Source organism: Brevundimonas sp. NIBR11 (assembly GCF_027912535.1).
Classification (GTDB): Bacteria; Pseudomonadota; Alphaproteobacteria; order Caulobacterales; family Caulobacteraceae; genus Brevundimonas.
In genome coordinates, this window is record NZ_CP115465.1 from 2,526,354 (window position 1) to 2,552,247 (window position 25,894).

Genomic DNA, 25,894 nt, shown 5'->3' on the forward strand with positions numbered 1-25,894 from the left:
TCGTGCGCAAGGCCTATCTTGAAGTCGGGGCGATGTTCGAGGACTCGTGGACAGGCATCGCCACCGTCATCGCCTCCATCGCCGCCCGCGCGATGGAGGACAAGGAGATCGACTGGTCGTTCTGCTACGAGACCCTCGACCTGCCGCGCGAGCGGGTCCAGCAGATGCTCGACCAGCGTTCGGGCCTGGGGGGCCTCGGCCTCCTCGGCTCACGCATCTGGCAGGCCACCGAGATCGCGCCCGACGTCGCCGCCCAGGCGACCTGCGTCTACCCGAACGTCAAGCCGATGCGGCGCTTCTTCGGCCGCGAGGCCTCGGTGGTCTACGACCTCAGCACCCTGCTGACGCCCCAGTTCCACGCCGCCGCCAACATCGGCCATTTCGCCGACCACATTCGCGGCGACCTGGAGACCTCCGACCACATCTTCTGCATCTCCGAGGCGACGAAGTCGGACGTGAAGGCCTATTTCGGCGTGACTGAAGAGAAGCTGTCCCTGATCCAGATGGGAGTCGCCTTCGATCCCGTCGACGTCACCGCCGGCCTCCTGACCCTGACCGGGCAGACACCCGAGCCCTATGTCGCCATCGTCGGCACCCTGGAGCCGCGCAAGAACGGCAGTCTCGTCTTCGACTATCTGATCCAGAACCCGGCCTTCGCCTCCCGCTACCGCATCGTCTTCATCGGCCGTGACGGTTGGCTGGAAGAAAAGGAGCGGCTGCTCGAACGGCTCCAGGACAGCGGCGTCGGGCCCGACCGCGTCATGTTCACCGGCTATGTCAGCGACGCCGAGAAGCTGGCCCTGATGCTGAACAGCGCCTTCTGCATCTACCCGTCCCTGTTCGAGGGCTACGGCCTCCCGGTGCTCGAAGCCGCCGCCTTGGGCAAGGTCACGGTCTGCTCCAACAGCTCCAGCATGCCCGAGGTCGCACCCGAGGCCTGCGTCTTCTTCAATCCGCTGGACGTCTTCGAGTTCGGACAGGCGATCCGCATCGCCGATCTGCGCGCCTCCCTGACGCGGTCCGCAGGACAGTCTCTGGCGGACGTCATGGACCGCGCCGCGCCGCTGAGCTGGGACGCCTGCTACGCCCCCATCGCCGACTGGGTGAAACAAGGATGATCCGGTCCGACCTCGTGGAATACGGAGCCGTCACGACGCTCCATATCGAAAGCCGCACCGGCCTCATCACCGGCTACGCCACCCCGCGCATCGGTCCCAGGCCTGCGGCCCTGTCGCTGACGACGGGCGACACCACCATCGCCGTCGTCCGGGCCAGCCGCTATTCGCAGACCGCCGCCGAGGCCGGCATCCGCGCCGGCTGGTGCGGGTTCGAGCTGCCGGGTCTGGCCCAGGCCTTCGCCCTCGGCTCGGACGTCGCCATCAACTGCGTCGCCACCGGCAAGGTGCTGGAGCGCCTCGCCTTCAGTCCAGACGTCTTCGAGGCGGTCAGCCCGCCCAGCCAGCCGCTGAGCGCGGCCGAGGTCTTCTTCGCCGGGAGCCTGGGCGAGCGCTGCTCGGACCTCGAACAGGTCATGCCCTTCGCCATCGACCACCGCAACCGGCACGGCGCCCGCTCCTTCATGGAGGCGACCTACCAGATGCTGCTGGACCGCCTGCCCGACACGGTCGCCTACAAGCAGTACGAGGGGGTTGTCACGACCGACGCCGGCCTGATCGAGTTCCTCGACGATATCACCGCCAGCGACGAATACGCCCGCTACCCGCTGCGCGTCATGCCAGGCCCTTTCCACCCAGCCTTCCGTTACGACCGGGGCCTGCTGGGCTGAGGCGACGGTCTGACCGTCGCCCTCAACCCTCGCGCCCACGTCCCATCAGGAGTCACCCATGTCCCAAGGTTTGACGCGCGACGAAGTCGCTGAGGGCTATCGCCTCTTCCTGCGTCGCGAACCTGAGTCGGAAGACGCCATCAACGGCGCGATCGAGAAATATGCAGACGTCGGAGCCTACTGGCGCGGCCTGTTGAGCAGCGACGAGTTCCAGCGAGGCTGGAGCCGGTCCGGCGAGGCCAACCAGTACATCATGGAAACGATGTCCAAAGCCTTCTGGGCCCTGCCGGCCACCATCGAGCACGAGGTGTCGGCTGACCGCATGGACCAGCTCGTGGCGCGCATCAGCGAACAATGGACGGCTCTGGGCGAGGTCGAGCCCCATTACTCCGTCCTGACGCACGAGGACTTCCGCGCCGAAAAGATGGACGAGGAGAACATTCGACGGTTCCGCGAGACCGGCCGGACGGCCGCCTCCATCATCGAGACCTTTGAGAAGCGGTCGGGCCATGACCCGCACAGCGGCGTCTGCCTGGAACTGGGCTGCGGCGTGGGTCGGATCACCCGCTTCCTGGCCGAGCGTTTCGATCAGATCATCGCCGTCGATATCTCGGCCGGCAATCTTCGTCTGTGTACGGAGTATATGCAGGAAGAGGGCGTGACCAACGTCACGACCGTCCACATCTCAGGTCTGGCCGAACTCGAAGCCCTGCCTGAGATCGACTTTTTCTATTCGATTATCGTGCTTCAACATAACTCGCCCCCCATCCAGAAGGCGATCCTGCGAACTCTTCTGTCCAAGATTCGTCCGGGCGGCGGCGTGCTGTTCCAGATTCCGACCGACATCCCCGGCTATCACTTCTCGGCCGATGTCTATCTGAACTCCGCTGAGCCGGAGATGGAGATGCACGCCCTGCCGAAGCCCGTGGTCCTGCAACTCCTTAGCGAGGCCGGTCTGGTCCTCAGCGACATCGCGCCGGACGGCTTCATCGGCGAGTTCGGCTCCAACACCTTCTACGCGGTGAAGCCCTCGGCCTGAGCCAGCGACGCGACCGCCCGATCGGGGCGGTCGCGTCGACCTTCTAGTGCCAGAAGTGCAGGTCCGGGTTCGGCGAGTGCCCGGGCTGGCCCATGTCGTGAGCCCCGCGCAGGATGTCGTCGTCCAGCGGCGTGGCCCAGCGATGGCCCACCGTCACCGCCTCGGGCGCATCGGCGAACAGGATGTCGCCGAACTGGATGTCGGCCAGCGGCTGGTCGTCGTTGGACGGGATCACCACGAAGCCGTCGTCGATCAGCGGCAGGACCAGGGCGTCCCCGGCCTTGCCGGCGTCCACCAGATGATCGTCGAAGATCAGCGGCGAGACCGGCGCGTCCGTCGGCTTGCCGGCGTCCGCCACGTGATGGTCGGCGATCGTCGGCAGCACCAGCGCCCCGTCCCCCTTGCCGTCGTCCTCGGCCAGCGGCGACGCCGGAGCGCCGGCGAACCGGATCCCGCCCCACCACTGCGAAGCGGTCAGGTTGATGTGCTCGGCGCTCTCGGAGAAGGTCAGCAGCATCTGGGCGCGGCTGGTTCCCGAGTTCAGGGCCGCGGTCCAGGTGGCCAGGCCGCTCGGATCGGGCTCGCGGTTGAGACAGAACTGATACATCTGGCGGATGAACTGCTCGTTGCTCACCGTGCCGTAACGCTGCTGGAACTCCGCCGCCGAGGCGAAGGCCGCCGCGATGTCCAGAACCGACATCCCGCCCTTCAGATTGGCGGTCCAGGTCGCCAGTCCGCCGACGTCCGGCGCGCGGTCGAAGGTCGCGTCATACAGCCGCGCGATGGTCAGGGCGGCTTCGTCGGCGACCCACAGGCCCTGGTTCAGGGTGGGCTGCATCAGGTCGCGATGCTCCTGGCTCTCCGAGAAGATCATCAACATCTCGGCCCGCGTCGTCCCCGAGTTCAGGCGCGCGGTCCAGTCGGAAATCCCCTGGGGGTCGCCGTTGCGGTTCAGGCAGAAGCGGTACATCTGCTCGATAAAGGCCTGGTTGTTCAGCGCGCCGTAGCGGTCCTGGAACTCCTGGGAGCTCAGGAAGGCCTGCGACAGGGACAACAGGGTCTCGCCCCGCTCCAGCCGGTCCAGCAGCCCTTCCAGACCACCCGGATCGCCGCCCCGATCCAAGGCCGCATCGTACAGGCGCATCACCTGGGCCGCCTGGGAGTTGACGTCGAACGTCAGGGTGCCGTCGATGAAGGTGAGGTTCTCGACCGAGGTCAGGGTGTCCGTCCCCTCGCCGTTGCCCGACACGGTCGTCGAATTGGCCGTGTACTGACGACGCGCGCCGCTGTAGGTCGCCGCGTCGACGCCGTCCCCGCCGTTCAGCGTATCGTTGCCCGCGCCGCCCGTCAGGGTGTCGGCCGCGTCGCCGCCGATCAAAGTATCGTTGCCGGCGTCGCCGAACAGGTTCGAGCCGACCAGGGTCAGCGGCACGACCGCGTGATTGGTCACCGAGACGTGCAGCGTGTAGGTGCCGCCGGCCGCCGGGGACAGCGAGGGGAAGGCCACCCCGCCGGGCTGGTCGTATTGGCCCACCACCACATAATAGACCCCTGCCGTCGTGGCGGTGAAGGTGAGGGCCGAGTCGGTGTCCCTGCCGCCGTCCGTGTTGGAGTCGTCATTGGTCGCGGCCTCGACCCCGCCCGGGCCGATGAGGCGCAGCGTCGTGTCGAAGGAGCCGTTGTCGATATCCAGGGTGATCGTCTGACCGGCCGCCACGGTGAAGGCGTAGTACTCCAGCCCGCCGTGCGTCGTCGCATTGACCGTGGCGTGCGGAATGGTGGTCGAGTTGCCCACGTCCGGCCGGCCCAGAAGGTCGAAGGCGTTGTCCAGCGAGATGGCGGTGGTGGTCGAGGCGTTCGCGGTCCCCCGCGCCTTCACCACGTCGGGAGCGCCGCCCATCTGCTCGCCGGCGCCGGCCCGGATCGTGTCGTCTCCGGCGCCGCCGCGGATGGTGTCGGCGCCGCCGTTTCCGTCCAGTCGGTCGTTGCCCGCGCTGCCGGTGATGGTGTCGCCGAAGGTGCTGCCGATCACCCACTCGATGCCGGTCAGGGTATCGTCACCCGCACCGCCGCTGGCCACGCCGCTGGTCAGGTTGACGGTCACGCCGCCGATGGCGTCGGCATAGGAGGCCTGGTCGAATCCGGCGCCGCCATTGATCGTGTCGTTGCCCAGACCGCCGATGATGAAGTCGTCGCCGTCCCCGCCCGAGATGTTGTCGTTGCCGAGGCCGCCGTTCAGGGTGTCGTTGCCGCCCAGACCCGACAGCACGTCGTTGCCGCCCAGGCCGTTCAGGGTATCGCCCAGCGCGGTGCCGGTCATGGTGTTGTCGGTGACGTCGCCGCTGATGTTCAGGGCGCCGGTGAAGGCCGTCGCGATCGTCTGGTCGGCGAAGCGAAGGAACTCGACGTTCGAGATGGTGTCGGTCCCGTCCGGGCCGGTCACGGTCGCGGTCTGGCCATTGTAGGTGATCGTGTACTGCGAGCGGTTGCCGCTGAAGACGACGGTGTCGGACCCCAGGCCGCCGTCGATCCGGTCGTTGCCCAACCCGCCCGTCAGGACGTTGTCGACGGCGTTGCCGAAGATGGTGTCCGAGCCCGAGCCGCCGATCGCGTTCTCGATCACGGCGCCGATGGCGATCGAGACGTTGCCGATGAGGCTACCGACGTTCGAGAAGGCGCCTTGGCGCAGGTCGATGACCTGGGCGGTGTTGTAGCCGGAGAAGTCGAAGGTGTCGGTCCCGCCGGCGTCCCAGACGGCGAAGATCAGGGCCGTGGTGTTCGAGGTTGCGGTGAACCAGGTCTGGTTCGCATTGGAGTTGAAGCCGTAGGTGGTGTTGCCGGTCCGCGTCGTCATGTTGGCGCCGTACAGGCGCTGGGCGGCGGCGATGTCGTCAAGGAGCGGGGCGGAGGAATACCGACCGGCGCCGAAGGCGCCCCCGGTGTTGTTCTCGCTGAAGTAGCTCATCACCGAGTACTGGCGGCTGTCCTCGTAGTAGCTGGCGTGGACCGCATAGGTCAGGGTCTCATTCGCACTCGCATTGTAGGCGGACGGGTGCGACAGGCCGATGGCATGACCGATCTCGTGCAGCAGGACCTGCTGGCCATAGCCCAGCAGCACCGGGGTCTGGTTGTAGCTGAGGGAGCTGTTGATCCAGACGTCGCCGCTGTTATTCGTGATGGTGCGGTTGTTGGGCAGGTAAGCGAAGGCCGCCGCGCCGGCGGAGCCGGCCGAATAGTTGCCGAACAGCATGACGGCGTTGTCGGAGAAGCCGTCTGTGTCGGCGACACGGGTGAAGGTGATGTTGGCCACCTCGGACCAGGCCGACATGGCCAGGAGCGTCGCCGCGATCTGGGCCTCGGTGAAACGGGTGAAGCCGGTCGTATCGCTCGGCATCGTCGTCGGGGCGGTCGAGCGGAAGGCGAAGCTGACGGTTCCCGCCGTTCCCAGGACGCCCGTCCAGGCGACATTGCTTCGCGTCAGCTGGTTGCCCGCGCCGCCTACCGTCAGCGAGACCTTGCCGTTGGAACCCGTGCCGCCGCGATCGTCGCCGTTCAGGAAGCCGAGGGGCCCCACGCCGGTCTCGTAGATCGCATGGAAGCTGCCGCAGCAGCCGCAGGGGGTGTAGCCGCCAACATCGCCGAAATCGACGCGAGCGCCGCCCTCAAGGCCGAAGGAGCGGGTGTCGCCCGGGAAACGATCTAGGTCTCTCAGCGAAAGGGCAGCGGTCATGATGTTCGCACTCTGCTTGCGGAAGCCAGCACCCTAGCGGAAGCAGAGCGGGTCACAAGCGGAGCCGGACAGGAATGGAACAACTCGCGGTGATGAGCGTTGTGCGCCGCTTACCCCAGGCTGACTTCGGTCATCCCTCGCAAGCCTTCCGACCGTCCGGTTTCCACCAACTGACCGAAGGCTGCGACGATATGGTACAGGGAGCTCGCCGGGGCCGGCTCATCGATGAACCCGCCCTGCGGCAGATGTTTGTCGCGCCATAGACCGTCCGGCGTCAGATAGAGCCACAGCGCCCTCAGGGCCGTCGCTGCATCCTCCATCAACCGCTGTCGTTCGCCGTCCGTGGCCGTCTCGGCGAGGATCAGCGAGGCCTTGAGCCATTCGGTCTGCGGCCACAGGCGAGCACGCCGGCTGCGCACCGTGCCGTCAACGTTCAGGGCGTCCACGGCGATCATCGGCCGTTCGCTGACGCCCCTGCGTCCTTGGCCGTACAGGCGAAGGGCCGCCGCCGAAACATCCGCCCGGTCTCGCATCCGCCCGACGCGCGCCAGCAGCCAGGCCCATTCGAACTGGTGCCCCGGCTCGACCAGCCGGCCGTCCTCTCCGGTCGCCGGCGACCAGTCGGCGCCGAAGAACTCCCGCAGGAACCCGCCCTCGGCGTCGATGAATTTCGTCATGGCCAGATCGACGACCCGGTCGGCCAGGGCGGCCCAGCCCGCGTCGCCGCCGGCCGTCTCCCAGGCCAGACAGGCCTCCAGCAGATGCATGTGAGCGTTCGACTGATAGGGATGCTCCCCCGCCTCGGTCAGGCCGCCGGTCGCCGGCGCACCCCCCAGCAGGGCGTCGCGCAGGGTCACCGCGCGCCCCTCCAGCGTCGGATCCTCGATCCCGGCCGCCTTGGCCGTCGCCAGGGCCAGCAGCACGAAGGCCTGGTCGTAGAGATAGGCTGTTTCGTCCAGCGGCCCGCCCTCGGCCGTCAGCGTCGTTCGGCAGAGACCGTCCGGGCGCAGATAATCGGCATAGAGCCGCTCCAGCCCGCGCTCGACGATACCGCGCCAAGGTCCATGCCAGCCGTCGGCTCCGGCGGCGGCGTAGACGAAAATTTGGCGCGCCTGCACTCTCGCCCGGCGCGGCAGGGTCAGCGACCGCCCGTCCATCGACAGGGACTCGGCGAAAGCGCCGTCCGCGGCCTGACCCAGGCTCGACCAGACCGGCAGGGCCCGCATCCGCAGCCAGTCGGCGAAGCGCGCCGCGCCCTCGGCCAGGCCTTCCTTGTCGGCGGTTTCAAAATCCAGATGGCGGGGCGAGGTCGCCTTGATCCGCTCGACCACCTTCTTGACGCCTTGGGACTGGGTCAGGTCGCAGACCAGGACCGCGTCGTCCTCGACCACGATGGCCAGGTTCCGCACGCCCAGCGCCGCCACCAGCACCCCGTCAGGGGCCCGGACCAGACAGCCCTCCGCGTCCTCGAAGATATGCTGGCCTGTATCGCCCTCGCCGGAGGCCGCGATCGCGTCCCAGGCGCCCAGGTCAGACCAGGCAAAATCGACCTCAAGCACCGAGGCGCGCGCAGTCTTTTCCATCACCGCATAGTCGATGGAAATCTTTGGCGAAGCGGAAAAGGCGGACCCCAGGGCCTGAACCTGACCGCCGTCCAGCTCCGGCAGACCGGAGCGCGCGGCCTCCAGCACCGCCGGGGCGTGGGTCGACAGCTCGTCGATCAGGGTCGCGGCCGAGACGATGAAATTGCCGCTGTTCCACAGATAGCCGGCCTCGATATAGGCCTGGGCCTGGACCCGGTCCGGCTTCTCGACGAAGGCGTCCACCGCCGACAGACCGCGTCCCGAGGTCTTGATGTAGCCATAGGCCTCCGACGGTTCGGTCGGCGTCACCCCCAGGGTCACCACGCGCCCGGCCGCAGCGCTTTCGGCGGCCTCGACGACCGCCTTCCGGAACGCGTCGTGGTTGGGGATGTGATGGTCCGAGGCCACGAACGCGATCACGGCCTCCGGATCCTGCCGCGCGGCCCAGCAGGCGGCGGCCGCCATGGCGGCGGCCGAATCGCGCGCCTCGGGCTCCAGCAGCACCTGCGCCTCGATCTCCAGCTCGCCCAGCTGCTCCACGATCCAGTCGCGGTGCAGGAGGCCGCCGACGACGATCAATTTCCCCTCGTCCCCGGCCAGGGGCCGCACTCGCGCCGCCGTTTCCTGGAACAGCGATCGATTGCCCGCCAGGGGGATGAACTGCTTGGGACGCGAAGGTCTTGAGGCGGGCCACAAACGTGACCCGGCGCCGCCGCACATGATTGCCGGATAGAGGGCCATACCGGGTCCTTGCCCCATTCACCGGGTGTAGGGAAGTGCGGTGATTTGCAACTGGAACGGGCTCGCTTGCGCCGTTGCCGTTGAGTCACTACGCCAGCCATGCCTCGGGCGGGAAACGGCGATTTGCGGCGCCGCCCATGTCCGACGCGGGGAAGCGGCCGCTATATGGAGACCGACATGAAGACGGCCTACGTGGTTCTGGGCATGCACCGCAGCGGAACCTCGTCCGTCGCCGGAACACTCTCCCTGCTGGGCGCTTCGGCGCCCCGCAACCTGATGGGTCCCAAGCCCGACAATCCGTCGGGCTTCTGGGAGAGCGAGAAGATCGCCGAGTTCAACGACGAGATCTTTCACGCCGCAGGCTCGTCCTGGCTGGACTGGGGCCCCCTGGACCCCGCCGTTTTCGAGGGGCCGCACGGCGCCCACATCCACGGGGCTGCACGCTGGCTGCTCGGATCGGAGTTCCGAGGGGCCGAGACCATCGTCCTCAAGGACCCCAGGATCTGTCGCCTGTACCCTTTCTGGCGTTCGGCGCTGGAGGACCAGGGCTACCGCCCACTCGTCATTTCGCCGATCCGCTCGCCTGACGAGGTCGCCGCCTCCCTCTTCTTCCGGGACAGGATCCGTCGGCCGCTCGCCCTGAAGCTCTGGCTGCACCATGTGCTGGAAGCCGAACGGACCAGCCGCGGCCAGGCCCGGCATTTCATGATCTGGCCGGATTTCATCGCCGACTGGCGCGGCCAGGTCGCCCGCATGGCTGAAACTTTCGAGCGGCCGTCGCTGATAGCCTCGATCGACGGCGCCGCCGTTGACGCCTTCCTCAATCCCGACCTGCACCGCCAGAAGCTGAATGCCGAGACCGACGCCGCCTCCGAGTACACGCCGGACCTGATCCCCCGCGCCTATGCGGCCCTGTCCGACCTGGCGATCGAGGGCGAATCGGCCAAGTCGCACAAGGCCCTGGACCGGGTCCGCGATGACCTGCGCGAGGCCATGCGCTTCTTCTACGACGGACCCGGGCCGATCTAGGCTGCGAGACCTGTGCCAAGCCCCGCCGGGTTTGGCGTGACAGTATCCACGCGGCCCGGTATCAGCCCGCGCATGGACGAGAACGAACGCCAATCGGAAGAGCGCGGCTGGGCCACGGCCAAGACCCTGGCCGAGGCCCTGCCCTTTATCCAGATCTACGACCGCGAGACCGTGGTCATCAAATACGGCGGCCACGCCATGGGCGAGACGGCCGTCGCGAAACAGTTCGCCGCCGACGTCGTCCTCCTGCGTCTCATGGGCGTCCTGCCCGTCGTCGTCCACGGCGGCGGTCCCCAGATCAGCGCCATGCTGGACAAGGCGGGCGTCAAATCCAGCTTCATCGACGGCCTGCGCGTGACTGACCAGGACACCATGTCGGTGGCCGAGATGGTCCTGTCGGGCGCCGTGAACAAGGAGATCGCCCACTGGATCACCGTGGCCGGGCGCGAAGCCGACGTGCGGGGCGTCGGCCTGTCCGGCAAGGACGCCGGGCTCCTGACCGTGGAGAAGACCACCCGCACCAAGCGCGATCCCGACAGCCTGATCGAGCACGAGGTCGATCTCGGCTTCGTCGGCGAACCGACCAAGGTCGACCCCAAGCTGATCAAGGGCCTGATCGCGTCGGAGACTGAGGACTGGGTTCCCGTCATCGCGCCCATCGGCGTGTCGGCGGACGGCCAGACCTACAATGTCAACGCCGACACCGTGGCCGGCGCCGTCGCCGGTTCGCTGAACGCCAAGCGCATGCTGTTGCTGACCGATGTGAAGGGCGTGCTCGACAAGAACGGCGACATCATCCGCCAGATGACGGTCGCCGAGGCGCAAGGCCTGATCGACGACGGCACAGCGTCCGGCGGCATGATCCCCAAGCTGCAGACCGCCATGGCCGCCGTCCGCGCCGGCGTCGAGGCCGTGGTCATCCTGGACGGCCGCCGCCCCCACGCCATGCTGGTCGAGCTGTTCACCGAATACGGCGCCGGGACCCTGGTGAAGGCGTGAGCCGAAACCCTGCAGAAAGTGAAGGCGTGAGCCTCGATCTCTCCCATATCGAAAGCTGGGTCTTCGACCTGGACGACACCCTCTATCCGCCGGAACAGGGTGTGCTGGCCCTGATCCAGAAGCGGATCAACGCTTTCATGGTCGCTGCCGTGGGCCTGCCCGAGGACGAGGCCAGGGTGCTCCAGCGTCAGTTCCTCAACGAACACGGCACGACGCTCGCTGGCCTGATGGCCAACTACGCCGTCGACCCGGAAAAATTCCTTCTCGACGTGCATGACGTGCCGCTGGACTCGCTGGAGCCCAATCCGCGTCTGGCCGAGATCCTCGCAGCCCTGCCCGGCAAGAAATATGTCTTGACCAACGGCGCCCGCTGGCATGCCGAACGGGTGCTGGAGCGGATCGGGATCACACCGCTGATGGACGGGGTCTTCGCCATCGAGGACATGGACCTGACGCCCAAGCCCGCGCCCGCGACCTTCCGCAAATTCATCGAACGGTTCGGCATCGATCCGACGCGTGCGGTCTTCTTCGAGGACACCCCGCGCAATCTCCAGCCGGCCAAGATCATGGGCATGACCACCGTCCTGATCGGCACGCCGGAGCAATTCGCCGCCCACGGCGGCCCTGTCGGCGACTGGGTCGACGCGACCGCCCGCGACCTCCTCGACTTCCTCACCCCCTACGCTCTGAAAGACGCCGCATGACCGACCTCGCCCAGCTCGAAGCCGTCATCGAATCCGCCTGGGAGGCCCGCGCCGACCTGTCGCCCGCCACCCACGGCGAGACGCGCAAGGCCGTCGAGACGGCCATCGACCTGCTCGACTCGGGTCAGGCCCGGGTCGCCTCGCGCGGCGAGGACGGCGTCTGGACCACGCACCAGTGGCTGAAGAAGGCGGTGCTTCTCTCATTCCGCCTCAACGACAACGAGATCATGCGCCCCGAGCGCGGCCTCTCGGCCCCGACTTCCAGCGGCGGCGCCCCTGCCGTGGGCCCCTGGTACGACAAGGTGCCCAACAAGTTCGCCGACTGGACCGCCAACGAGTTCAGGGAGGCCGGCTTCCGCGCCGTTCCCGGCTCGATCGTGCGCAAGGGCGCCTTCGTGGACAGGAACGTCATCCTTATGCCCTCCTTCGTGAACATCGGCGCCTATGTCGGCGAGGGCTCCATGGTCGACGGCTGGGCCACGGTCGGCTCCTGCGCCCAGATCGGCAAGAACGTGCATCTCAGTGGCGGCGTGGGCATCGGCGGCGTTCTGGAGCCCCTCCAGGCCAACCCGACCATCATCGAGGACGGCTGTTTCATCGGCGCCCGCGCCGAAGTCGCCGAGGGCGTCATCGTCCGCGAGGGCGCGGTCCTGTCGATGGGCGTCTACCTGTCCGCCTCGACGAAGATCGTCGACCGCGCCACGGGCGAGGTCACCCGCGGCGAAGTCCCGGCCTATTCGGTGGTCGTCCCCGGCTCCCTCCCCGACCCGAACGGCGGCCCGTCGCTGTATTGCGTCGTCATCGTCAAACGCGTTGACGCCCAGACCCGCGCGAAGACGGGCGTCAACGAGTTGCTGCGGGATTAAGACGCCCTCTCCCGGCGGGAGAGGGCTTGAGCACCTGAGAGGCGTAGCCGATCAGACTTGTGCGAAAGGGTGAGGGGCTGGCGCGAACCGCTAAGGGCAACCCCTCAAGCCCTCTCCCGCCGGGAGAGGGTTCAGACGGCCATACCCATCAACGCTCACCCGAAATCGCCCAACGATTTCAACGCCCGACCCTGATCTATAGGGTTATCTTCGACACCCTCCAGAACCGTGAGACACTGTCCCCCGGTCTTTGACATCGCCATCGCCAACTCCTCACACCGCGACCTGCACCTGGGGTCGCGCACGATCCGGACTCGCCGGACTCGGCGGACTGTGTTTTTGAGTCCGGACACTGCTCACGGATGACACCCCGCCCGTCCTCGGGCACAAACCGCCGATGCTCGCCGAATCCCCCACCTCCCCGCCCGGCCTCGACGCCGCGCGGCAGACGCTGGAGCGGGTCTGGGGCCATGCCGACTTTCGCGGTCTCCAATCGAAGGTCGTCACCGAAATCCTCGCCGGGCGCAACGTCCTCGCCGTCCTGCCGACCGGCGGCGGCAAGTCGGTCTGCTATCAGATCCCGGCCATCCTGCGCCCCGGTCTCGGCCTCGTCATCTCGCCCCTGATCGCCCTGATGACCGACCAGGTCGAGGCCCTGAAGCAACAGGGCGTCGCCGCCGCCCGGCTCGATTCCGGCCTGTCGCTGGACGAGCGCACCAACGTGCTCCGTGCCGCCCGGTCCGGCGAACTGGACCTGCTCTACGTCTCCCCCGAAGGTCTCGCCTCGGGCGCCCTGACCGACCGCCTCCGCGACCTGCCGCTCAGCCTCATCGCCATCGACGAGGCCCACTGCGTCTCCCAGTGGGGCCACGACTTCCGCCCGGACTACCGGACCCTCGGCCGTCTCGGCGAACTCTTCCCCGGCGTCCCCCGCATCGCCGTCACGGCCACGGCCGACGCCCGCACCCGCGACGACATCTTGGCGTCGCTTCACCTCGAACACGCCGCCGTCTTCGTCGACAGCTTCGCCCGCCCGAACCTCCAGCTCTCGGCCCTCCGCAAGGAAAGCGCCTCCCGCGCCCGGACCGACGCCCATGTCATCGAACTCGTCCGCGCCCGACGCGGCCAGTCGGGCGTCGTCTATTGCGGCAGCCGAGACGGCTGCGAACGCGTCGCCGAGGCCCTCAAGGACGCCGGGACCAACGCCATCGCCTATCACGCAGGCATGCCGGGCGCCGAACGCGACCGCCGCCTCGAACGCTTCCTGGCCGAGGACGGCGCCGTCATGGTCGCGACCATCGCCTTCGGCATGGGCGTCGACAAGGCCGACGTCCGCTTCGTCATCCACGCCGATCCGCCGGGCAGTCTCGAGGCCTACTGGCAGGAAATCGGCCGGGCGGGGCGCGACGGCGAACCGGCCGAGGGCATCACCCTGTACGGCCCCTCCGACATCGCCTGGACCCTCAAACGCCTCGACGGCCGCCCGATGGCCGAGGAGGTCAAGTCCGTCCAGACTCGCAAGGCCCGCCAGCTGTTCGCCATGCTGGACGGCGCGATCTGTCGCCCCCAGGCCGTCCGCCGCTACTTCGGAGAGACCGACGCCGGCCCCTGCGGCGTCTGCGACATCTGCTCGGACCCGCCTGCCCTCTACGACGCCACCGTCCCGGCCCAGAAGGCGCTCGCCGCCGTCCAGCGTCTGGGCGGTCGCTTCGGCAAGGGTCGGATCGTCGATCACCTGCTGGGCAAGACCAGGGACGTCCAGCCGTGGGAGTCGGACCTCTCCACCTGGGGCATCGGCAAGGAGGTCGCCGCCACCGGCTGGCGCGACATCATCGATCACCTCATGTTCGAGGGCCTGCTGCTGGAAGACCCCAACGACGGCAAGCCCCTGGTCCGCCTGGGCGACCCCGACCGCATCCGCGCCGTCTATCGCGGAGAGATCGCCGTCGAGGTCCGCCGCACGCCTCCAGGTCTCGACGCCGGCCGCACCACCCCGCGCCGGGCCAGGAACGACCGCAACGCCGCCGTCGAGGCCTTGGACGCCGACGTCCGCGCCCGCTTTGAGGTCCTCCGCGCCTGGCGCCGTGACCGCGCCTCGGAACAGCACGTCCCGCCCTACGTCATCTTCCAGGACAAGACGCTGCTGGAGATCGCCCAGCGCGAACCTGGCACGCTCGACGCCTTGGCCGCCATCTCGGGCGTCGGCCAGTCCAAGATCGACCGGTATGGCAAGGGCGTTCTGGAGGCCCTCGGAGCCCTTTAGTCCAGGGCGCAGATGTCGGGCAGGCCGCGCATCGCGCCTGCGTGGTCCAGCCCGTAGCCGACCAGGAACCGGTTCGGCGCCTCCCAACCCACGAAGTCCGGCTCCGGCGCCCTCGGCAGGGGCCAGGGCTTCCGGGCGAACACGCAGGTCACGACCTCTGACGCGCCCGCCTCCCTCGCGTGCCGCACGGCCTCGGCCAGCGACAGGCCGGTGTCGAACACGTCGTCGAGGATCAGCACCTTCCGGTCCTTCAGCGACCTCTGGAACGGCGCGTGCACGTCGATCCGCCCCCGGCTTGACTGCTCGTCGCCATAGGAGGCCAGCCACAGCGCGTCGAACCGCACATGGCGCCCGATCCGCGACAGGGCCCGCGTCAGGTCCGCCGCGAACCACAGGCCGCCGGTCAACAGCACGGCCGCGACCGTCTCGTCGTCGATGACGGGTGCGATCCGGGCGGCAAGATCGGCGACGATGCGCGCGACCTCGGTTTCGGGGAGAAGGACGGTGGGCGTCGGGGGAGCTTCAGCCATGCATGGCGGATACCGCCCCGGACCGGCGCCTGTCGATAGGCTAGTGCCCCGCCGCCGGCGCATGCCCGGCTTCTTGGGCCGGTTCGGCATGGACCGGCGCCGCATCGACGGGCGCCTCATGCGTCGTCGGAGCCTGTTCGATCAGGGCCGGACGCAGTCCGTGGTCGTCCGCTTCCGGCAAGGGTCGGGCATGAGCCGCCGGCGCGGCATGCGCCTCGCCATGGCCGTCTGAAAGCGCGGCGACGGGCGCGTCACCCTTGGCGAAGTCCACGCCGACATCGACGCCGTGCGCGCCCGGGTCGCGGATCATGACCGCGAAGCCCTTGACCCCGCCCGGCAGAACGGGGGCGCCTTCCAGCTCGACCAGGGCGTGGCCGACCTCGGCGCCGTGCGCGTCCAGCAGGGCCACCCGGACCGGAGGAGCGACAATCTCGCGATCGCGGACGTTCCGCAGGGCGCCCGAAACCATCACCATGTCCGGCCGATCCGCCACCGCCTTGGCGGTCACGGCCTCGAACTCCAGCCCGACCGCGTTTACGGGCGCTCCGACCATGGCGTAGGCGGCGGCGGCGCGGGGATAGAGCTCCACTACCTCAACGCGGAAGAGCCATCCGGCGCCGATCAGGCCGACGAACAGGCTGGCGAGACCGGCCCAGACCGCGCCGTGGGTCGCCGCGCGGCGCAGCCGACGCTGCTGCTCGGCCCGGGCCCGGAAGGCCTTGGGCAGTTCAGGCGCCGGGGTCTCGGGTGCGACCGGGGGCGCTTCTTCAAAGGTCCGAACTTCGGGTGCGACCGGCGTGGGCGCGCTTTCGGCCGTCAGCTCCAACGGCTCGTCGCTCGGCATCCCATGCCAGACGTGGGCGCAGGACTGGCAGCGGACCTTGCGGCCAGCGGGCGGAATCGCGCCGTCCGGGGCGAAATAGCTGGTGGCGCAGGACGGGCAGGTCAGTATCATGGGCGGCTGACTGCGAGGCCGCTCGCCGGCCCCCTCCTGTCGGAGCGCGACGCGCTCCGGTCCATACGAAAAACTCGATGCTTCAACCGTCTCGTCGCGCCGCCGAATCCGCGCCTTCGCCTGAAACCGTCCGCCTGTCGGCGGTCAGCTTCGGCTATGCCGAATCGCCCGGCGTGCTCCGGGACGTTAACCTCATCCTGCCGCGCGGCTCTTTCCACTTCCTTACCGGCGCGTCGGGAGCGGGAAAGTCTTCGTTGCTGCGGCTTCTGACCCTGTCCAGCCGCCCCGACGAGGGTCGCATCGCCCTGTTCGGCCAGGACGTCACCCAGGTCACCGCCCGCGAGCGTCCGGAATGGCGGCGGCGGATGGGCGTGGTCTTCCAGGACTTCCGCCTGCTGGACCACCTCAGCGTCTTCGACAACGCCGCCCTGTCGCTCAGGGTCCGGGGCGGCAAGCGCGCCGATTACGCCGCAGATGTCGAGGAGATGCTGGCCTGGGTCGGACTGGGCCATCGGGTCGATGCGCTCCCCACCTCCCTGTCGGGTGGCGAGAAACAGCGCCTCGCCATCGCCCGCGCCGTCATGTCGAAGCCCGATCTGATCCTGGCCGACGAGCCGACCGGCAGCGTCGACCCGGCCATGGCCGACAGGCTGCTGAAACTGTTCCAGGCGCTGAACAAACTGGGCGCCACCGTGCTCATCGCCAGCCACGACGAGGACCTGGCCAGACGCTCCGGCGCCCGACGGCTGGTCCTGAAGGATGGACGCATCTCGGGGGCCGCCTCGTGATCCGCTGGTCCAATCTGTTCGGCCAAGGCGTCGTCCCGATCCGCAAGCCCGCCCGGCCCGAGACCGGCCTCCTGCCGCGAGATGCGGCCGGAGAGCGCTGGCTGGCCGCGGTCATCGCCGTCCTCTGCTTCCTCGCCTGCCTCGCAGCCGTCGGGGCGCTCGCCGCCGACCGGGCCGCCAGCGGCTGGGCGCGTGAACTCCGGGCCGAGGCCACCGTTCAGGTCCGCCCCCGCGTCGGCGAGAGCGGCGACACCGCCGCCGCCCGCGCCGCAGAGACCTTGGCTGGAGTCAGCGGCGTGTCCGAGGCCGCCGCCATGGACCGCGCCACGGCCGAAAAACTGCTGCGCCCATGGATGGGAGAGGCCGTGCTGGACGAACTGCCCCTGCCCTTCCTGGTCACGGTCCGCCTCGACGCCGAGGCCCCCGCTAGCGCCCTGACACTGGGTCGGGCCTTGGCCGAAGCCGGTCTGGACGCCACCGTCGACGACCACAGCCTGTGGCGTGGCGAGGTGGAGCGGTCGGCCATGCTGATCACGATCCTGGCTCTCGCCGCCTTCCTGACCACCGCCTTCGCGGCGGGCGCCGCCATCATCTACGCCGTACGTGCGGGCATTCAGGCGCGCCTCCCGGTGATCGAGACCCTCAGCCTGTCGGGCGCCACCGACGCCTCTATCGTATGGCTGTTCCAGCGCCGTTACGCCCTCCTCGCCCTGGCCGCCGGCGCCGCTGGTTCCGTGATCGCTATCGCCCTTCTTGCCCTGCTGCGCGCCCTGGGCGGATCGGAGGGTCTGACGCCTGCTTTGCCCGTCGCCTGGACCGACATTCTGCTCCTCTCGCCATGTCCGCTGGTCGCGGCTACGGTAGCGCTTGTTGCGGCGCACCTAAGCGCCGGGAGAGAGTTGGCGAGGCTTGGCGCGTCCCAGGTCGGCGGCTAGAGATTAAGCATGAAGTTTCTGGCGCTTGTGGGCATCGTGGCCCTGATCTGGCTGGTGGGGCTGTTCGCCTTCGCCGACAGGGTCCGCAACTTCACGCCAACGCCGGAGCCCGAGCGCGCCGATGGCATCGTCGCCCTGACCGGCCCTTCGGCCGAACGCGTCAACGCCGCTATCCGCCTGCTGGAACAGGACAAGGGCGAGCGGGTGCTGATCTCGGGCGTCAACCGCGAGGTCCGTCGTCAGGAGCTGCGCGAACTGACGCCGGGGTCCAACCGCCTGTTCAACTGCTGCGTCGACCTGGGCTTCGAGGCCGAGACCACCAACGGCAACGCCCAGGAGATCGCCGCCTGGGCCCGCGCCAAGGGCTACGAGCATCTGATCGTCGTCACGTCCGACTACCACATGCCGCGGTCGCTGCTGGAGATTCGCAGCGCGGCGCCGGATCTGGAGCTGACGCCCTACGCCGTCTCCACCCCTTCGCTGGACAACTCGCGCTGGTGGCGGGCGGCGGTGACGGCCCGGCGGATGACGCTGGAGTACGTCAAATATCTCGCCGTCCTCGGGCGTGAGACCCTGCATCGGGTCACCGGCCATACCGAGCGGCCGGACGCTCAGACGCCCGTCGAGGAGCCGGCCCCCGCGTGAAGAGCCTTCGCACCTTCCTGTTCGTCGTCTGGTTCTACCTGTCTATGGCCGTAATCGCCGTAGGCCTGTCGCCGGCGCTTCTGATGGGTCACCGCCAGGCCATGGGCGTTGTGCACATCTGGGCGAAGACGGCGCTGTGGGGTTATCGCTGGATCGCCGGCGTGAAGGTCCAGACCCTGGGCGCCGAACACGTCCCGACCGGCGCCGCCCTGGTCGCCTCCAAGCATCAGGGCCTGCTGGACTTCGTGGCCCTGATCGCCATTCTGCCCGACCCCTGCTTCGTGCTGAAGAAGGAGCTGACCCGCATGCCGTTCCTCGGCTGGTTCGGGGTCAAGACGAAGATGATCGCCGTGGACCGCGACGGCCACGCCAAGGCGCTGAAGGACATGGTCCGCTCGGCCCGCGACCGTCTGGCCGAGGGCCGCCAGATCATCATCTTCCCCGAAGGCACCCGGGCCGAAGTGGGCGCCGTTCCCGACTACAAGCCCGGCATCGCCGCCCTCTATCGCGAGCTGGAGGTTCCCTGCGTTCCCGTGGCGACCGATTCCGGCGTCTGGTGGCCGGCCAAGGGGACGATCCCGCAAGGGACTGCGACGTTCGAATTCCTCGAGCCGATCCCGGCCGGGCTAAAGCGCGCCCCCTTCATGGTCGAGCTCGAGCAGCGAATCGAGACAGCTTCGGCTGCGCTTCTGACCTCCAGCCGGGAAACGCCGGGGATCAGATAGCGGCGAACTCGCTCAGCGCATCGATGACAGCGCGGTTTTGATCCTCGGTGCCGACGGTGATGCGCAGGCCGTCGTGGATGCCGTAGCCACCGACCGGGCGGACGATGATCCCCCTGGAGTTCAGATAGTCGCTGGCGGCCGCCGCATTGCGCTTCTCGTCCTTGAACAGGACGAGGACGAAGTTGCCCGCCGACGGCAGGACTTCGAAGCCGAAGCCGCGGATGGCCTGGGTCAGGCGCGGACGCCAGGTCTGGACCATCTCGCGCGAGGCCTTCTGGTGCGCCTCGTCGCTGAGCGCTGCGGTCGCGGCTTCCAGCCCCGGCACCGAGACGTTGAACGGCAGACGGATGCGGTCGACGGCTTCCGCCACCGCGACCGGCGCATAGCCGAAGCCGATGCGGAGGCCGCCCAGGCCGTGGATCTTGGAGAAGGTGCGGGTCACGACGACGTTGGACGCCTCACGCGCCAGCGGGAAGGCGGTCTCCCAATCCGGCTCGGCGACGAACTCGGCATAGGCCTCGTCAATGACCAGCAGGATGTGCTTGGGCAGGGCCTCGTGCAGGCGGCGGATCTCGTCGCCGGAGTTGTAGCTGCCGGTCGGGTTCGACGGGTTGGAGACGTAGACGATCTTGGTCCGCTCATCGACCTCGGCCAGCAGGGCGTCGACCTCGGCCTTGTAGCCGGGCTCGGGCGCCAGCTTGACCTGGGCCTCGCAGGCCTTGGCCGAGATGCGATAGGCGAGGAAGCCGTACTGGCCGGTGACGATGTTGTCGCCCGGCTGCAGATAGGTCTGGTTCAGCAGGGCGAAGACCTCGTCCGAGCCGTTGCCGAAGATCAGCCGTTCCGGCTCCAGCCCATGGTGTTCGGCCACGGCGGTCCGCAGCTTGGTGGCGCGGCCGTCCGGATAGATGTGGATGTTCTTGATCGCGGCCTCATAGGCCTCGCGGGCCTTCTGGCCGGCGCCCAGGGCGTTCTCGTTCGACGACAGCTTCATCGGCTCGGCGACGCCGACGATCGACGACTTGCCGCCGACATAGGGGGCGATGTCGAGGATGCCGGGCTTGGGCGCGGGGGCGGCGTCGGTCATTGGAGAGCCTTGGGTCAGAACAGGGGAGCTGAGCCGATCACGCCGGACAGCGAACCGGGCGCGCTGCTGAGCCGCCCGTCTTCGGCCTGCACATAGCCCGCCAGCATGAACAGCTTCAAGCCGCTCGCCGAAGCCAGCGGTTGGCCGACGAAGCCGCAGCTCGCCAGAGCCTCGACGATCCGCGCGTCCGACAGGCAGGAATCGGTGACCCAGAAGGTGCGGTCGTCGCCCGTCGGGCCGGTCGGCTGGGCCGCGATCATCAAGGTGGACGGGACGCCGTTGCGGTCGTCAGGCAGTGCGGCGATGACCCGCAGATCGGGCCGCGCCAGAAGCTTGCCCCACCACGGCCTTCCGTTGGCGACATCGATCAGGGCGCGCGCCCCCTTCGCGGTCTGCGCCAAGGCCGCGTCCGGGTCGGCGACGGCCTTGGCCGACAGGCCGAACCGGTCGGCGGCCAGAAGCTGGGCGGCCGGTCCGGCGACGACGAGGGGCGCACCGGTCCGCGCCTCGATCCGCCCCCACAGCGAGCGCAGCATGGCGGACTGATGTGCGTCGTAGCTTTCAGCCAGCAGGGCGCGCAAGGCCAGGGCCGAGGCGTCCGGCGACGTCTCCGCCCCTGCTGCCAGCCGATCGGTCAGGGCATCGATCAGGGCCTGATCGAGCACCAGCCGGTCGTTGTCGACTTTTGGCTCTTCCAGCAGGGCTCCGTGCTTACGGGCCATCAGAACAGCTTGGGCGCCGGGACGATGGCGAAGGGTCCGAGGAAGGTGCGGCCGTCGCGGAAGGTCAGTTCCAGCGTCATGTCGTCGTCGCCACGCACCGCCGTCGCCGCGGCGGCCCCCGCCGCCCCGACGCGGTTCACCGCGCCCGAACCCGACTGGGCCAGCCCGGCGATGGCGGCCATCGGCTTGACGGCCTGAAGTGAAATCGTGCCCTGCAGACGGCCGTCGGCCGAGGCGGACAGGACGTCGCTGGACAGGGTGGCGCGGCTGTCGCCGGCCGACAGCTCGCCGCGCAAAGCGGAGAACCGGCCGCCCGCACGGGTCCAGGCGGCGAAGACACCGGCGGCGTCCGCGCCCTGAAGCCGGTCCGCGTCCTCGATGACGGCCTCGATCTGAGCCGTCAGCTTGCCGTTGCGGGCCATACCCTCGACCGGGCCCCCGGGCCGTCCTTCCGCGTCGATCAGGCGGAACAGGACATCGACGCTGGTCTCCACGCCGGGCGATCCGGCCGGGGCCAGGTGGGGCCGCAGATAGAATTCGATCTTGTCGGCGCGGGAGATGGGGAAGACTTCGGCGCCTACGTGCGAGGTGAACTCCGGGTCAGCCATCTCGACGGCGACATTGGGCCAGCGTTGGGTCAGGCCATGGACGCTGGCGCGGATGAAACGACCGCGAACGGCGACCTTGCCCTTGCCGGGTCGGGTGACGACCAGGCCGTCGCCGACGATCAGCACCCATTTGTCGGGGTTCCAGGCATTGGCCTCGGCGGCCAGCTCTGGGGCCGCGACGGCCAGACCGGAGGGGGCGGTGATCGAGACATGCTCGGCGCCGAGCCGAACCCGGAACGGCCAGCCGGAGGTGCTCATGCCGGAATAGGCGACGTCCCAGCCGCCGACGCGCATCGCTTCGACCCTCTGGTCCAACTGGGCCCGGACCTGACCGGCCAGCACGAACCACCAGATCGACCAGCCGATCAGGACGATGATGAACAGGCCGATGGGGGCGAACAGGCCGGAGCGCTTGTGGCGGGGCGGCGGAGCTTCGGTCATGCGGGCCTTTGGCGAAGAGGGCGGTCGAAAAACATAGTCCGGAGAGTCCGGCGAGTCCGGATGCCCCGAAACCGGACTCGAAAAGCAGTCCGAAGAGTCCGGATAGTCCGCCGCAGCCTGAAGGCCAAGCCGGGCGGATATGGGGCCGTCAAAGCTTTGCGGCAAGGCCTGCGCCCTGCTGACAAAGGCGGGATCGGCGCCGTGTTACGGCCGTTCCCACATCACCGACGAAGGGAGAACGTCATGGAGACGCAGTCGCTGCACCGAGGTCGTCTGATCGACCATATCCATCTGGTCGTCCGCGACCTGGACGCCAGCCGGCGATTCTACGAGGCCGTGTTCGGGGCGCTCGGTTTCAAGGTCGAGGGCGAGGGGCCGGGGTTCTTCTGGATCGACGAACTGTTCGTCTCGACGGCCCAGTCGGAGGCGGCAGCGGGCGAGCTGACCGGCCGAGTGCATCTGGCCTTTCAGGCCAAGGATCGGGCCGCGGTGGAAGCCTTCCACGCGGCGGGCCTCGCGGTCGGCGCCGAGGACCACGGCGCGCCGGGCGAACGCCCCTATCACCCGGGATACTACGCCGCCTTCCTGATCGACCCGGATGGCAACAACATCGAGGCGGTCTATCACGGGCCGCACATTCGATCGGCGGACAGCGTGGTGGTAAGTTTCGACAGCTGATCCCTCTCCCGGTGGGAGAGGGCTTGAGCGCCTGAGAGCCGAACGCGATCAGACTCCCGCGAAAGGGTGAGGGTCGCCCCTCATCGGAAACGCACGACCCTCACACTTTCGGCTATGCGCATCGCTATCGCTCTGCGAGCCTCAAGACATCTCCCAATGGGAGAGGGTTCAGGAACTCCTTCGTCACCTCGATCGCCTCGACCAGTCCCATCCGCTGCACCTCCGTCCCCGGGGGCAGGGCGGCGAACAGCCGGGTCGGGGTGGCGGCGTCCAGCATCACGAACACACCCTTGTCGTCCGCCCGTCGGATCAGCCGCCCGAAGGCCTGGGCGATCCGCGCACGCGCCAGGGCGTCGTCATAGCCCTTGGCCCCGAACTTCTCGCGCCGCGCCTTGTGCAGCAGGTCAGGCCTCGGCCACGGTACCCGGTCGAAGGCCAGCAGCCGCAATGATCGACCGGGCACATCGACCCCGTCCCGCACTGCGTCGGTGCCTAACAGACAGCTGTCCTGCTCCGCCCGGAAGATGTCGACCAGCGCCCCGACCTCCAGGGGATCGACGTGCTGGGCGTAGAGCGGGATGCCGGCCTTCGCCAGATCCGGCCCCAGCCGCTCGTAGACCGCCTTCAATCGGCGGATGGCGGTGAAGAGGCCCAGGCCCCCGCCCCCGGCCGCGAGGAAGAGTTCACGCATGGCCGCCGCGGTCTGGCGCGGGTCGTCCTTGCCCAGATCGTTGACGACGATGACCCGGCTGTTGGCCTCATAGTCGAACGGGCTTTCGACCTTCAGCGTCCGCGCCGGTTCGATCAGCCGCGCCGCCCCGGTCCGCATCCGCGCCATGCCGAAGGGATCGCCGCCGTCCGCCTCGGCCAGCGGATCGCTGAGCGTCGCCGAGGTCACCAGCACGCCGTGGCTGGGCAGGATCACCGCCGCCTCCAGCGGCACGGTCGGGTCGATCCAGTGGCGGCGCAGGGCCACGTCGTGGATGCGGCCGAACGCCGTCTCGACTGACAGCCAGTCGACGAAATCGGGGTCCGGCTCGTCCCCGCCCTCCTCCAGCGCCGCCAGCATGGAGCGCCAGCCGGGCAGGGTCATGCGGGCGCGCCGGTCCAGACCGCGCAAGGCCCCCTCGATCCGGGCCCGCGACGCCGGCTCCAGCTCGGCCGCCTCGTCGTCGAGAATGTCCTCCAGATGCCGGGCCAGGGCCAGCAACGGCGCCTCGACGGCGGCCAGGGCGCGGGCTGCGCCCCGCGCGGTCTCCAGCAAGGGTTCGGTCGCGGGGCGGACGGCGCACTCCGTGCCGAACTCCGACGCGCCGGATGACGCAGCCTCCGAGGTGCGGGCCCGGATCTGCTCCAGCGCGGCCATCAGGAACTGTTCGATCGGCCCGACCGGATTGACCTCGCCCGACGGCGGGGCGATGCGGCCGGACACCCCCTCTCCCGGCAGGGCGGCGGCGGCGCGGATCGCGTCCTGCAGGGACTTCAGCGCAGCCTCGTTGTCGGCGCAGAGGTCGCCGAGCCGCTGTTCCAGACCCCGCCCGCGACGGCCGCGCCCCTCGGGCCCCCGGATCCAGCGCCGCAACTCGGCCGCCTCCTGACCCGACAGGCAGGCGGAGAAGGCGCTGTCGGCCGCGTCGAACAGGTGGTGTCCCTCGTCGAACACGATGCGTTTCAGGGCGGCGGTCTCTCCGTCCTGCTTCAGGCCGCGCGCCGAGCGGGCGCCGTCGAAGGCGGCCTGGGTCATGACCAGCGCATGGTTGGCGACGACGAGGTCGGCCCGGCGGCTGGCGCGGATGGTCTTCTCGACGAAACAGGTGCGGTAGTGGGGGCAGGCGGCGTGGACGCACTCGCCGCGCCGGTCGACGAGGTTGCCGGCGCTGGCCTGGGCGCCCGCCGGCGTCGCGAACAATCCGGGCAGCCAGCCGGGGAAATCGCCGCCGGTCATGTCGCCGTCGCGCGTATGCATCGCCCAGCGGCTGGTCAGGGCCAGGCTGATCAGGTCGCCATTCCCCAGCTGGGCCGCCTGGACCATGTCCTGAAGGTTCAGCAGGCAAAGGTAGTTCTCGCGGCCCTTCCGGACCACGGTCTTGCGCCTCCGCTCGGCGGCGTCGGGCCACAGGGCCGCGCTCTCGCGGTCGATCTGGCGTTGCAGGGCGCGGGTGTAGGTCGAGACCCAGGCCGCCCCGGCGTTCCGCTCCGCCCAGAGCGAAGCGGGGGCCAGATAGCCCAGCGTCTTGCCCGTGCCGGTCCCCGCCTCGGCCAGAAGCATGCGCGGCCGCCCCTCCTCGTTGCGGGGCGAGAAGGCGTAGGCCGCCTCGGCGGCGTAGTCGGACTGGGTCGGGCGGGTCTCGTCCAGGCCCGAGGCCTGAAGCAGCTTCTCCAGCCGGATGCGGGCGGATTCGGAATCGACGGGGGCCGACCCAGCCTCCCCGCGCGGGGCCTCGTCCTCCCACTCCGCCAGACGGGACCAGGCGTCGAGGCCCGAGCCGCGATACTGACGCTGGCGAAGAGGCGCGGCCTGCAGCGCGCCCGAGACCCGCCAGGCCCAGGACCAGCCCGCTCGGCCCAGGGTCTCGGCCAGGGTGAAGGCGTCCTCACGATGCGGATAGGCCGGGTCGGCCAGTTCCCGCAGCAACATCGCCGCCGCATCGCGCAGAGCCGCCGACTGCGCCTCCGCCCCCTTGGGCTCCGCCATGCCGAGCGCGAGCGCCAGCCCGGACGGCGACGGGGCACAGAATGTGGCCGGCCGCACGAAGGCCCACAGCTCCAGCACGTCCAGCAGATCGCTCGACCGCGACGGCGCCTGAAGCCCCAGCCGCCGCGCCGTCAACGAGGCGTGGGCCACCAGCACCGGCCCGCCAGTGAAGACACCCTCGGCCGCGCCGCGCCCGATCCTGCGCGCGCCTTCATCATCGCAGATCGCTCCCGCCCCCGGCGGCACGGCGAGCGCGGCGGGCAGGACGAGCCACGGCTCGGCGCCGGTGAGGCTGCGGGTGGTGATGACGGATTCGTCGGACACCGTCTGCATGTAGCGATGAAC

The 25,894-nt window shown here is 69.0% G+C and carries 21 protein-coding genes; 13 read left to right on the forward strand and 8 right to left on the reverse strand.

Annotation, left to right across the window (positions count from 1 at the left end):
- Window positions 1-2 precede the first annotated feature (2 nt).
- The 3 genes from O5O43_RS12760 to O5O43_RS12770 are packed head-to-tail and all read left to right on the forward strand — an operon-like array spanning window position 3 to window position 2,825.
- On the forward strand, window positions 3-1,118 hold the full coding sequence (locus O5O43_RS12760; RefSeq protein WP_271084270.1) for a glycosyltransferase family 1 protein: 1,116 nt from the start codon (window positions 3-5) through the stop codon (window positions 1,116-1,118).
- Window positions 1,115-1,786 carry a hypothetical protein gene (locus O5O43_RS12765; protein WP_271084271.1) on the forward strand — a complete coding sequence of 224 codons (672 nt, stop codon included), beginning with the start codon at window positions 1,115-1,117 and terminating at the stop codon, window positions 1,784-1,786. Before O5O43_RS12760 ends, O5O43_RS12765 begins: the two co-directional genes overlap by 4 nt.
- Window positions 1,787-1,844: 58 nt before the next feature.
- On the forward strand, window positions 1,845-2,825 hold the full coding sequence (locus O5O43_RS12770) for a class I SAM-dependent methyltransferase (protein ID WP_271084272.1): 981 nt from the start codon (window positions 1,845-1,847) through the stop codon (window positions 2,823-2,825).
- 43 nt (window positions 2,826-2,868) lie between these two features.
- On the opposite strand, the gene O5O43_RS12775 is transcribed toward O5O43_RS12770, so the two are convergent.
- On the reverse strand, window positions 2,869-6,555 hold the full coding sequence (locus O5O43_RS12775) for a DUF4214 domain-containing protein (RefSeq protein WP_271084273.1): 3,687 nt from the start codon (window positions 6,553-6,555) through the stop codon (window positions 2,869-2,871).
- Window positions 6,556-6,665: 110 nt separating this feature from the next.
- Window positions 6,666-8,879 carry an AGE family epimerase/isomerase gene (locus O5O43_RS12780; protein WP_271084274.1) on the reverse strand — a complete coding sequence of 738 codons (2,214 nt, stop codon included), beginning with the start codon at window positions 8,877-8,879 and terminating at the stop codon, window positions 6,666-6,668.
- A gap of 177 nt (window positions 8,880-9,056) precedes the next feature.
- On the opposite strand from O5O43_RS12780, the gene O5O43_RS12785 reads away from it, so the two are divergent.
- The 5 genes from O5O43_RS12785 (at window position 9,057) to recQ (ending at window position 14,740) form a co-directional block, all read left to right on the forward strand.
- Complete coding sequence (locus tag O5O43_RS12785) at window positions 9,057-9,908, forward strand: hypothetical protein (RefSeq protein ID WP_271084275.1); 852 nt, start codon at window positions 9,057-9,059, stop codon at window positions 9,906-9,908.
- Window positions 9,909-9,980: 72 nt separating this feature from the next.
- Window positions 9,981-10,907 (forward strand): acetylglutamate kinase, encoded by a 927-nt coding sequence (argB, locus tag O5O43_RS12790; protein WP_271084276.1) that lies wholly within the window; start codon window positions 9,981-9,983, stop codon window positions 10,905-10,907.
- 26 nt (window positions 10,908-10,933) lie between these two features.
- Window positions 10,934-11,611 (forward strand): pyrimidine 5'-nucleotidase, encoded by a 678-nt coding sequence (locus O5O43_RS12795; RefSeq protein ID WP_271084277.1) that lies wholly within the window; start codon window positions 10,934-10,936, stop codon window positions 11,609-11,611.
- Entirely contained in the window at window positions 11,608-12,477 is an 870-nt protein-coding gene (gene dapD, locus O5O43_RS12800; RefSeq protein ID WP_271084278.1) for a 2,3,4,5-tetrahydropyridine-2,6-dicarboxylate N-succinyltransferase, read from the forward strand. Before O5O43_RS12795 ends, dapD begins: the two co-directional genes overlap by 4 nt.
- 397 nt (window positions 12,478-12,874) lie before the next feature.
- A complete protein-coding gene (gene recQ, locus O5O43_RS12805) occupies window positions 12,875-14,740 on the forward strand; it encodes a DNA helicase RecQ (protein WP_271084279.1) in 1,866 nt (621 codons plus the stop codon).
- Here the strand turns inward: recQ and O5O43_RS12810 are convergent.
- Together O5O43_RS12810 and O5O43_RS12815 are read right to left on the reverse strand one after the other, a co-directional pair.
- Entirely contained in the window at window positions 14,737-15,270 is a 534-nt protein-coding gene (locus tag O5O43_RS12810) for a phosphoribosyltransferase family protein (protein WP_271084280.1), read from the reverse strand. The two genes, recQ and O5O43_RS12810, sit on opposite strands and share 4 nt — an antisense overlap.
- A gap of 40 nt (window positions 15,271-15,310) precedes the next feature.
- Window positions 15,311-16,225 (reverse strand): MJ0042-type zinc finger domain-containing protein, encoded by a 915-nt coding sequence (locus tag O5O43_RS12815; RefSeq protein WP_271084281.1) that lies wholly within the window; start codon window positions 16,223-16,225, stop codon window positions 15,311-15,313.
- Between the two features lie 77 nt (window positions 16,226-16,302).
- Here O5O43_RS12815 and O5O43_RS12820 point away from each other — a divergent pair, with 77 nt between their 5' ends.
- The 4 genes from O5O43_RS12820 to O5O43_RS12835 are packed head-to-tail and all read left to right on the forward strand — an operon-like array spanning window position 16,303 to window position 19,318.
- Window positions 16,303-17,013: an ATP-binding cassette domain-containing protein gene (locus tag O5O43_RS12820; RefSeq protein ID WP_271084282.1), complete on the forward strand. Its 711-nt coding sequence runs from the start codon at window positions 16,303-16,305 to the stop codon at window positions 17,011-17,013.
- Window positions 17,010-17,948, forward strand: a complete 939-nt coding sequence (locus tag O5O43_RS12825) for an FtsX-like permease family protein (protein WP_271084283.1) — start codon at window positions 17,010-17,012, stop codon at window positions 17,946-17,948. The genes O5O43_RS12820 and O5O43_RS12825 overlap by 4 nt, the downstream gene beginning before the upstream one ends.
- 9 nt (window positions 17,949-17,957) lie before the next feature.
- The gene (locus O5O43_RS12830; protein WP_271084284.1) at window positions 17,958-18,593 is read left to right on the forward strand and encodes a YdcF family protein; all 636 of its coding nucleotides are present in this window, start codon (window positions 17,958-17,960) and stop codon (window positions 18,591-18,593) included.
- Entirely contained in the window at window positions 18,590-19,318 is a 729-nt protein-coding gene (locus O5O43_RS12835) for a lysophospholipid acyltransferase family protein (RefSeq protein WP_271084285.1), read from the forward strand. Before O5O43_RS12830 ends, O5O43_RS12835 begins: the two co-directional genes overlap by 4 nt.
- Here the strand turns inward: O5O43_RS12835 and hisC are convergent.
- From hisC to O5O43_RS12850, 3 genes are read right to left on the reverse strand one after another with little or no spacing between them, the layout of a single operon-like run.
- A complete protein-coding gene (gene hisC / locus O5O43_RS12840) occupies window positions 19,311-20,405 on the reverse strand; it encodes a histidinol-phosphate transaminase (RefSeq protein WP_271084286.1) in 1,095 nt (364 codons plus the stop codon). The two genes, O5O43_RS12835 and hisC, sit on opposite strands and share 8 nt — an antisense overlap.
- Before the next feature lie 14 nt (window positions 20,406-20,419).
- Complete coding sequence (locus tag O5O43_RS12845; protein WP_271084287.1) at window positions 20,420-21,127, reverse strand: hypothetical protein; 708 nt, start codon at window positions 21,125-21,127, stop codon at window positions 20,420-20,422.
- A complete protein-coding gene (locus O5O43_RS12850; RefSeq protein ID WP_271084288.1) occupies window positions 21,127-22,176 on the reverse strand; it encodes a DUF2125 domain-containing protein in 1,050 nt (349 codons plus the stop codon). Before O5O43_RS12850 ends, O5O43_RS12845 begins: the two co-directional genes overlap by 1 nt.
- Before the next feature lie 243 nt (window positions 22,177-22,419).
- Between O5O43_RS12850 and O5O43_RS12855 the strand changes: the two genes are divergently transcribed.
- On the forward strand, window positions 22,420-22,854 hold the full coding sequence (locus O5O43_RS12855) for a VOC family protein (RefSeq protein WP_271084289.1): 435 nt from the start codon (window positions 22,420-22,422) through the stop codon (window positions 22,852-22,854).
- Window positions 22,855-22,978: 124 nt separating this feature from the next.
- Here O5O43_RS12855 and O5O43_RS12860 read toward each other — a convergent pair whose 3' ends face one another.
- Window positions 22,979-25,882 (reverse strand): ATP-dependent DNA helicase, encoded by a 2,904-nt coding sequence (locus O5O43_RS12860; RefSeq protein WP_271084290.1) that lies wholly within the window; start codon window positions 25,880-25,882, stop codon window positions 22,979-22,981.
- Between the last annotated feature and the right edge of the window lie 12 nt (window positions 25,883-25,894).

Bases quoted from the DNA above. Each gene is read 5' to 3' on its own strand.
- O5O43_RS12765 (WP_271084271.1), top strand. From the start codon at position 1,115: ATGATCCGGTCCGACCTCGTGGAATACGGAGCCGTCACGACGCTCCAT.
- O5O43_RS12770 (WP_271084272.1), top strand. From the start codon at position 1,845: ATGTCCCAAGGTTTGACGCGCGACGAAGTCGCTGAGGGCTATCGCCTC.
- O5O43_RS12775 (WP_271084273.1), bottom strand. From the start codon at position 6,555: ATGACCGCTGCCCTTTCGCTGAGAGACCTAGATCGTTTCCCGGGCGAC.
- O5O43_RS12780 (WP_271084274.1), bottom strand. From the start codon at position 8,879: ATGGCCCTCTATCCGGCAATCATGTGCGGCGGCGCCGGGTCACGTTTG.
- O5O43_RS12785 (WP_271084275.1), top strand. From the start codon at position 9,057: ATGAAGACGGCCTACGTGGTTCTGGGCATGCACCGCAGCGGAACCTCG.
- argB (WP_271084276.1), top strand. From the start codon at position 9,981: ATGGACGAGAACGAACGCCAATCGGAAGAGCGCGGCTGGGCCACGGCC.
- dapD (WP_271084278.1), top strand. From the start codon at position 11,608: ATGACCGACCTCGCCCAGCTCGAAGCCGTCATCGAATCCGCCTGGGAG.
- recQ (WP_271084279.1), top strand. From the start codon at position 12,875: ATGCTCGCCGAATCCCCCACCTCCCCGCCCGGCCTCGACGCCGCGCGG.
- O5O43_RS12810 (WP_271084280.1), bottom strand. From the start codon at position 15,270: ATGGCTGAAGCTCCCCCGACGCCCACCGTCCTTCTCCCCGAAACCGAG.
- O5O43_RS12815 (WP_271084281.1), bottom strand. From the start codon at position 16,225: ATGATACTGACCTGCCCGTCCTGCGCCACCAGCTATTTCGCCCCGGAC.
- O5O43_RS12820 (WP_271084282.1), top strand. From the start codon at position 16,303: ATGCTTCAACCGTCTCGTCGCGCCGCCGAATCCGCGCCTTCGCCTGAA.
- O5O43_RS12830 (WP_271084284.1), top strand. From the start codon at position 17,958: ATGAAGTTTCTGGCGCTTGTGGGCATCGTGGCCCTGATCTGGCTGGTG.
- hisC (WP_271084286.1), bottom strand. From the start codon at position 20,405: ATGACCGACGCCGCCCCCGCGCCCAAGCCCGGCATCCTCGACATCGCC.
- O5O43_RS12845 (WP_271084287.1), bottom strand. From the start codon at position 21,127: ATGGCCCGTAAGCACGGAGCCCTGCTGGAAGAGCCAAAAGTCGACAAC.
- O5O43_RS12850 (WP_271084288.1), bottom strand. From the start codon at position 22,176: ATGACCGAAGCTCCGCCGCCCCGCCACAAGCGCTCCGGCCTGTTCGCC.
- O5O43_RS12855 (WP_271084289.1), top strand. From the start codon at position 22,420: ATGGAGACGCAGTCGCTGCACCGAGGTCGTCTGATCGACCATATCCAT.
- O5O43_RS12860 (WP_271084290.1), bottom strand. From the start codon at position 25,882: ATGCAGACGGTGTCCGACGAATCCGTCATCACCACCCGCAGCCTCACC.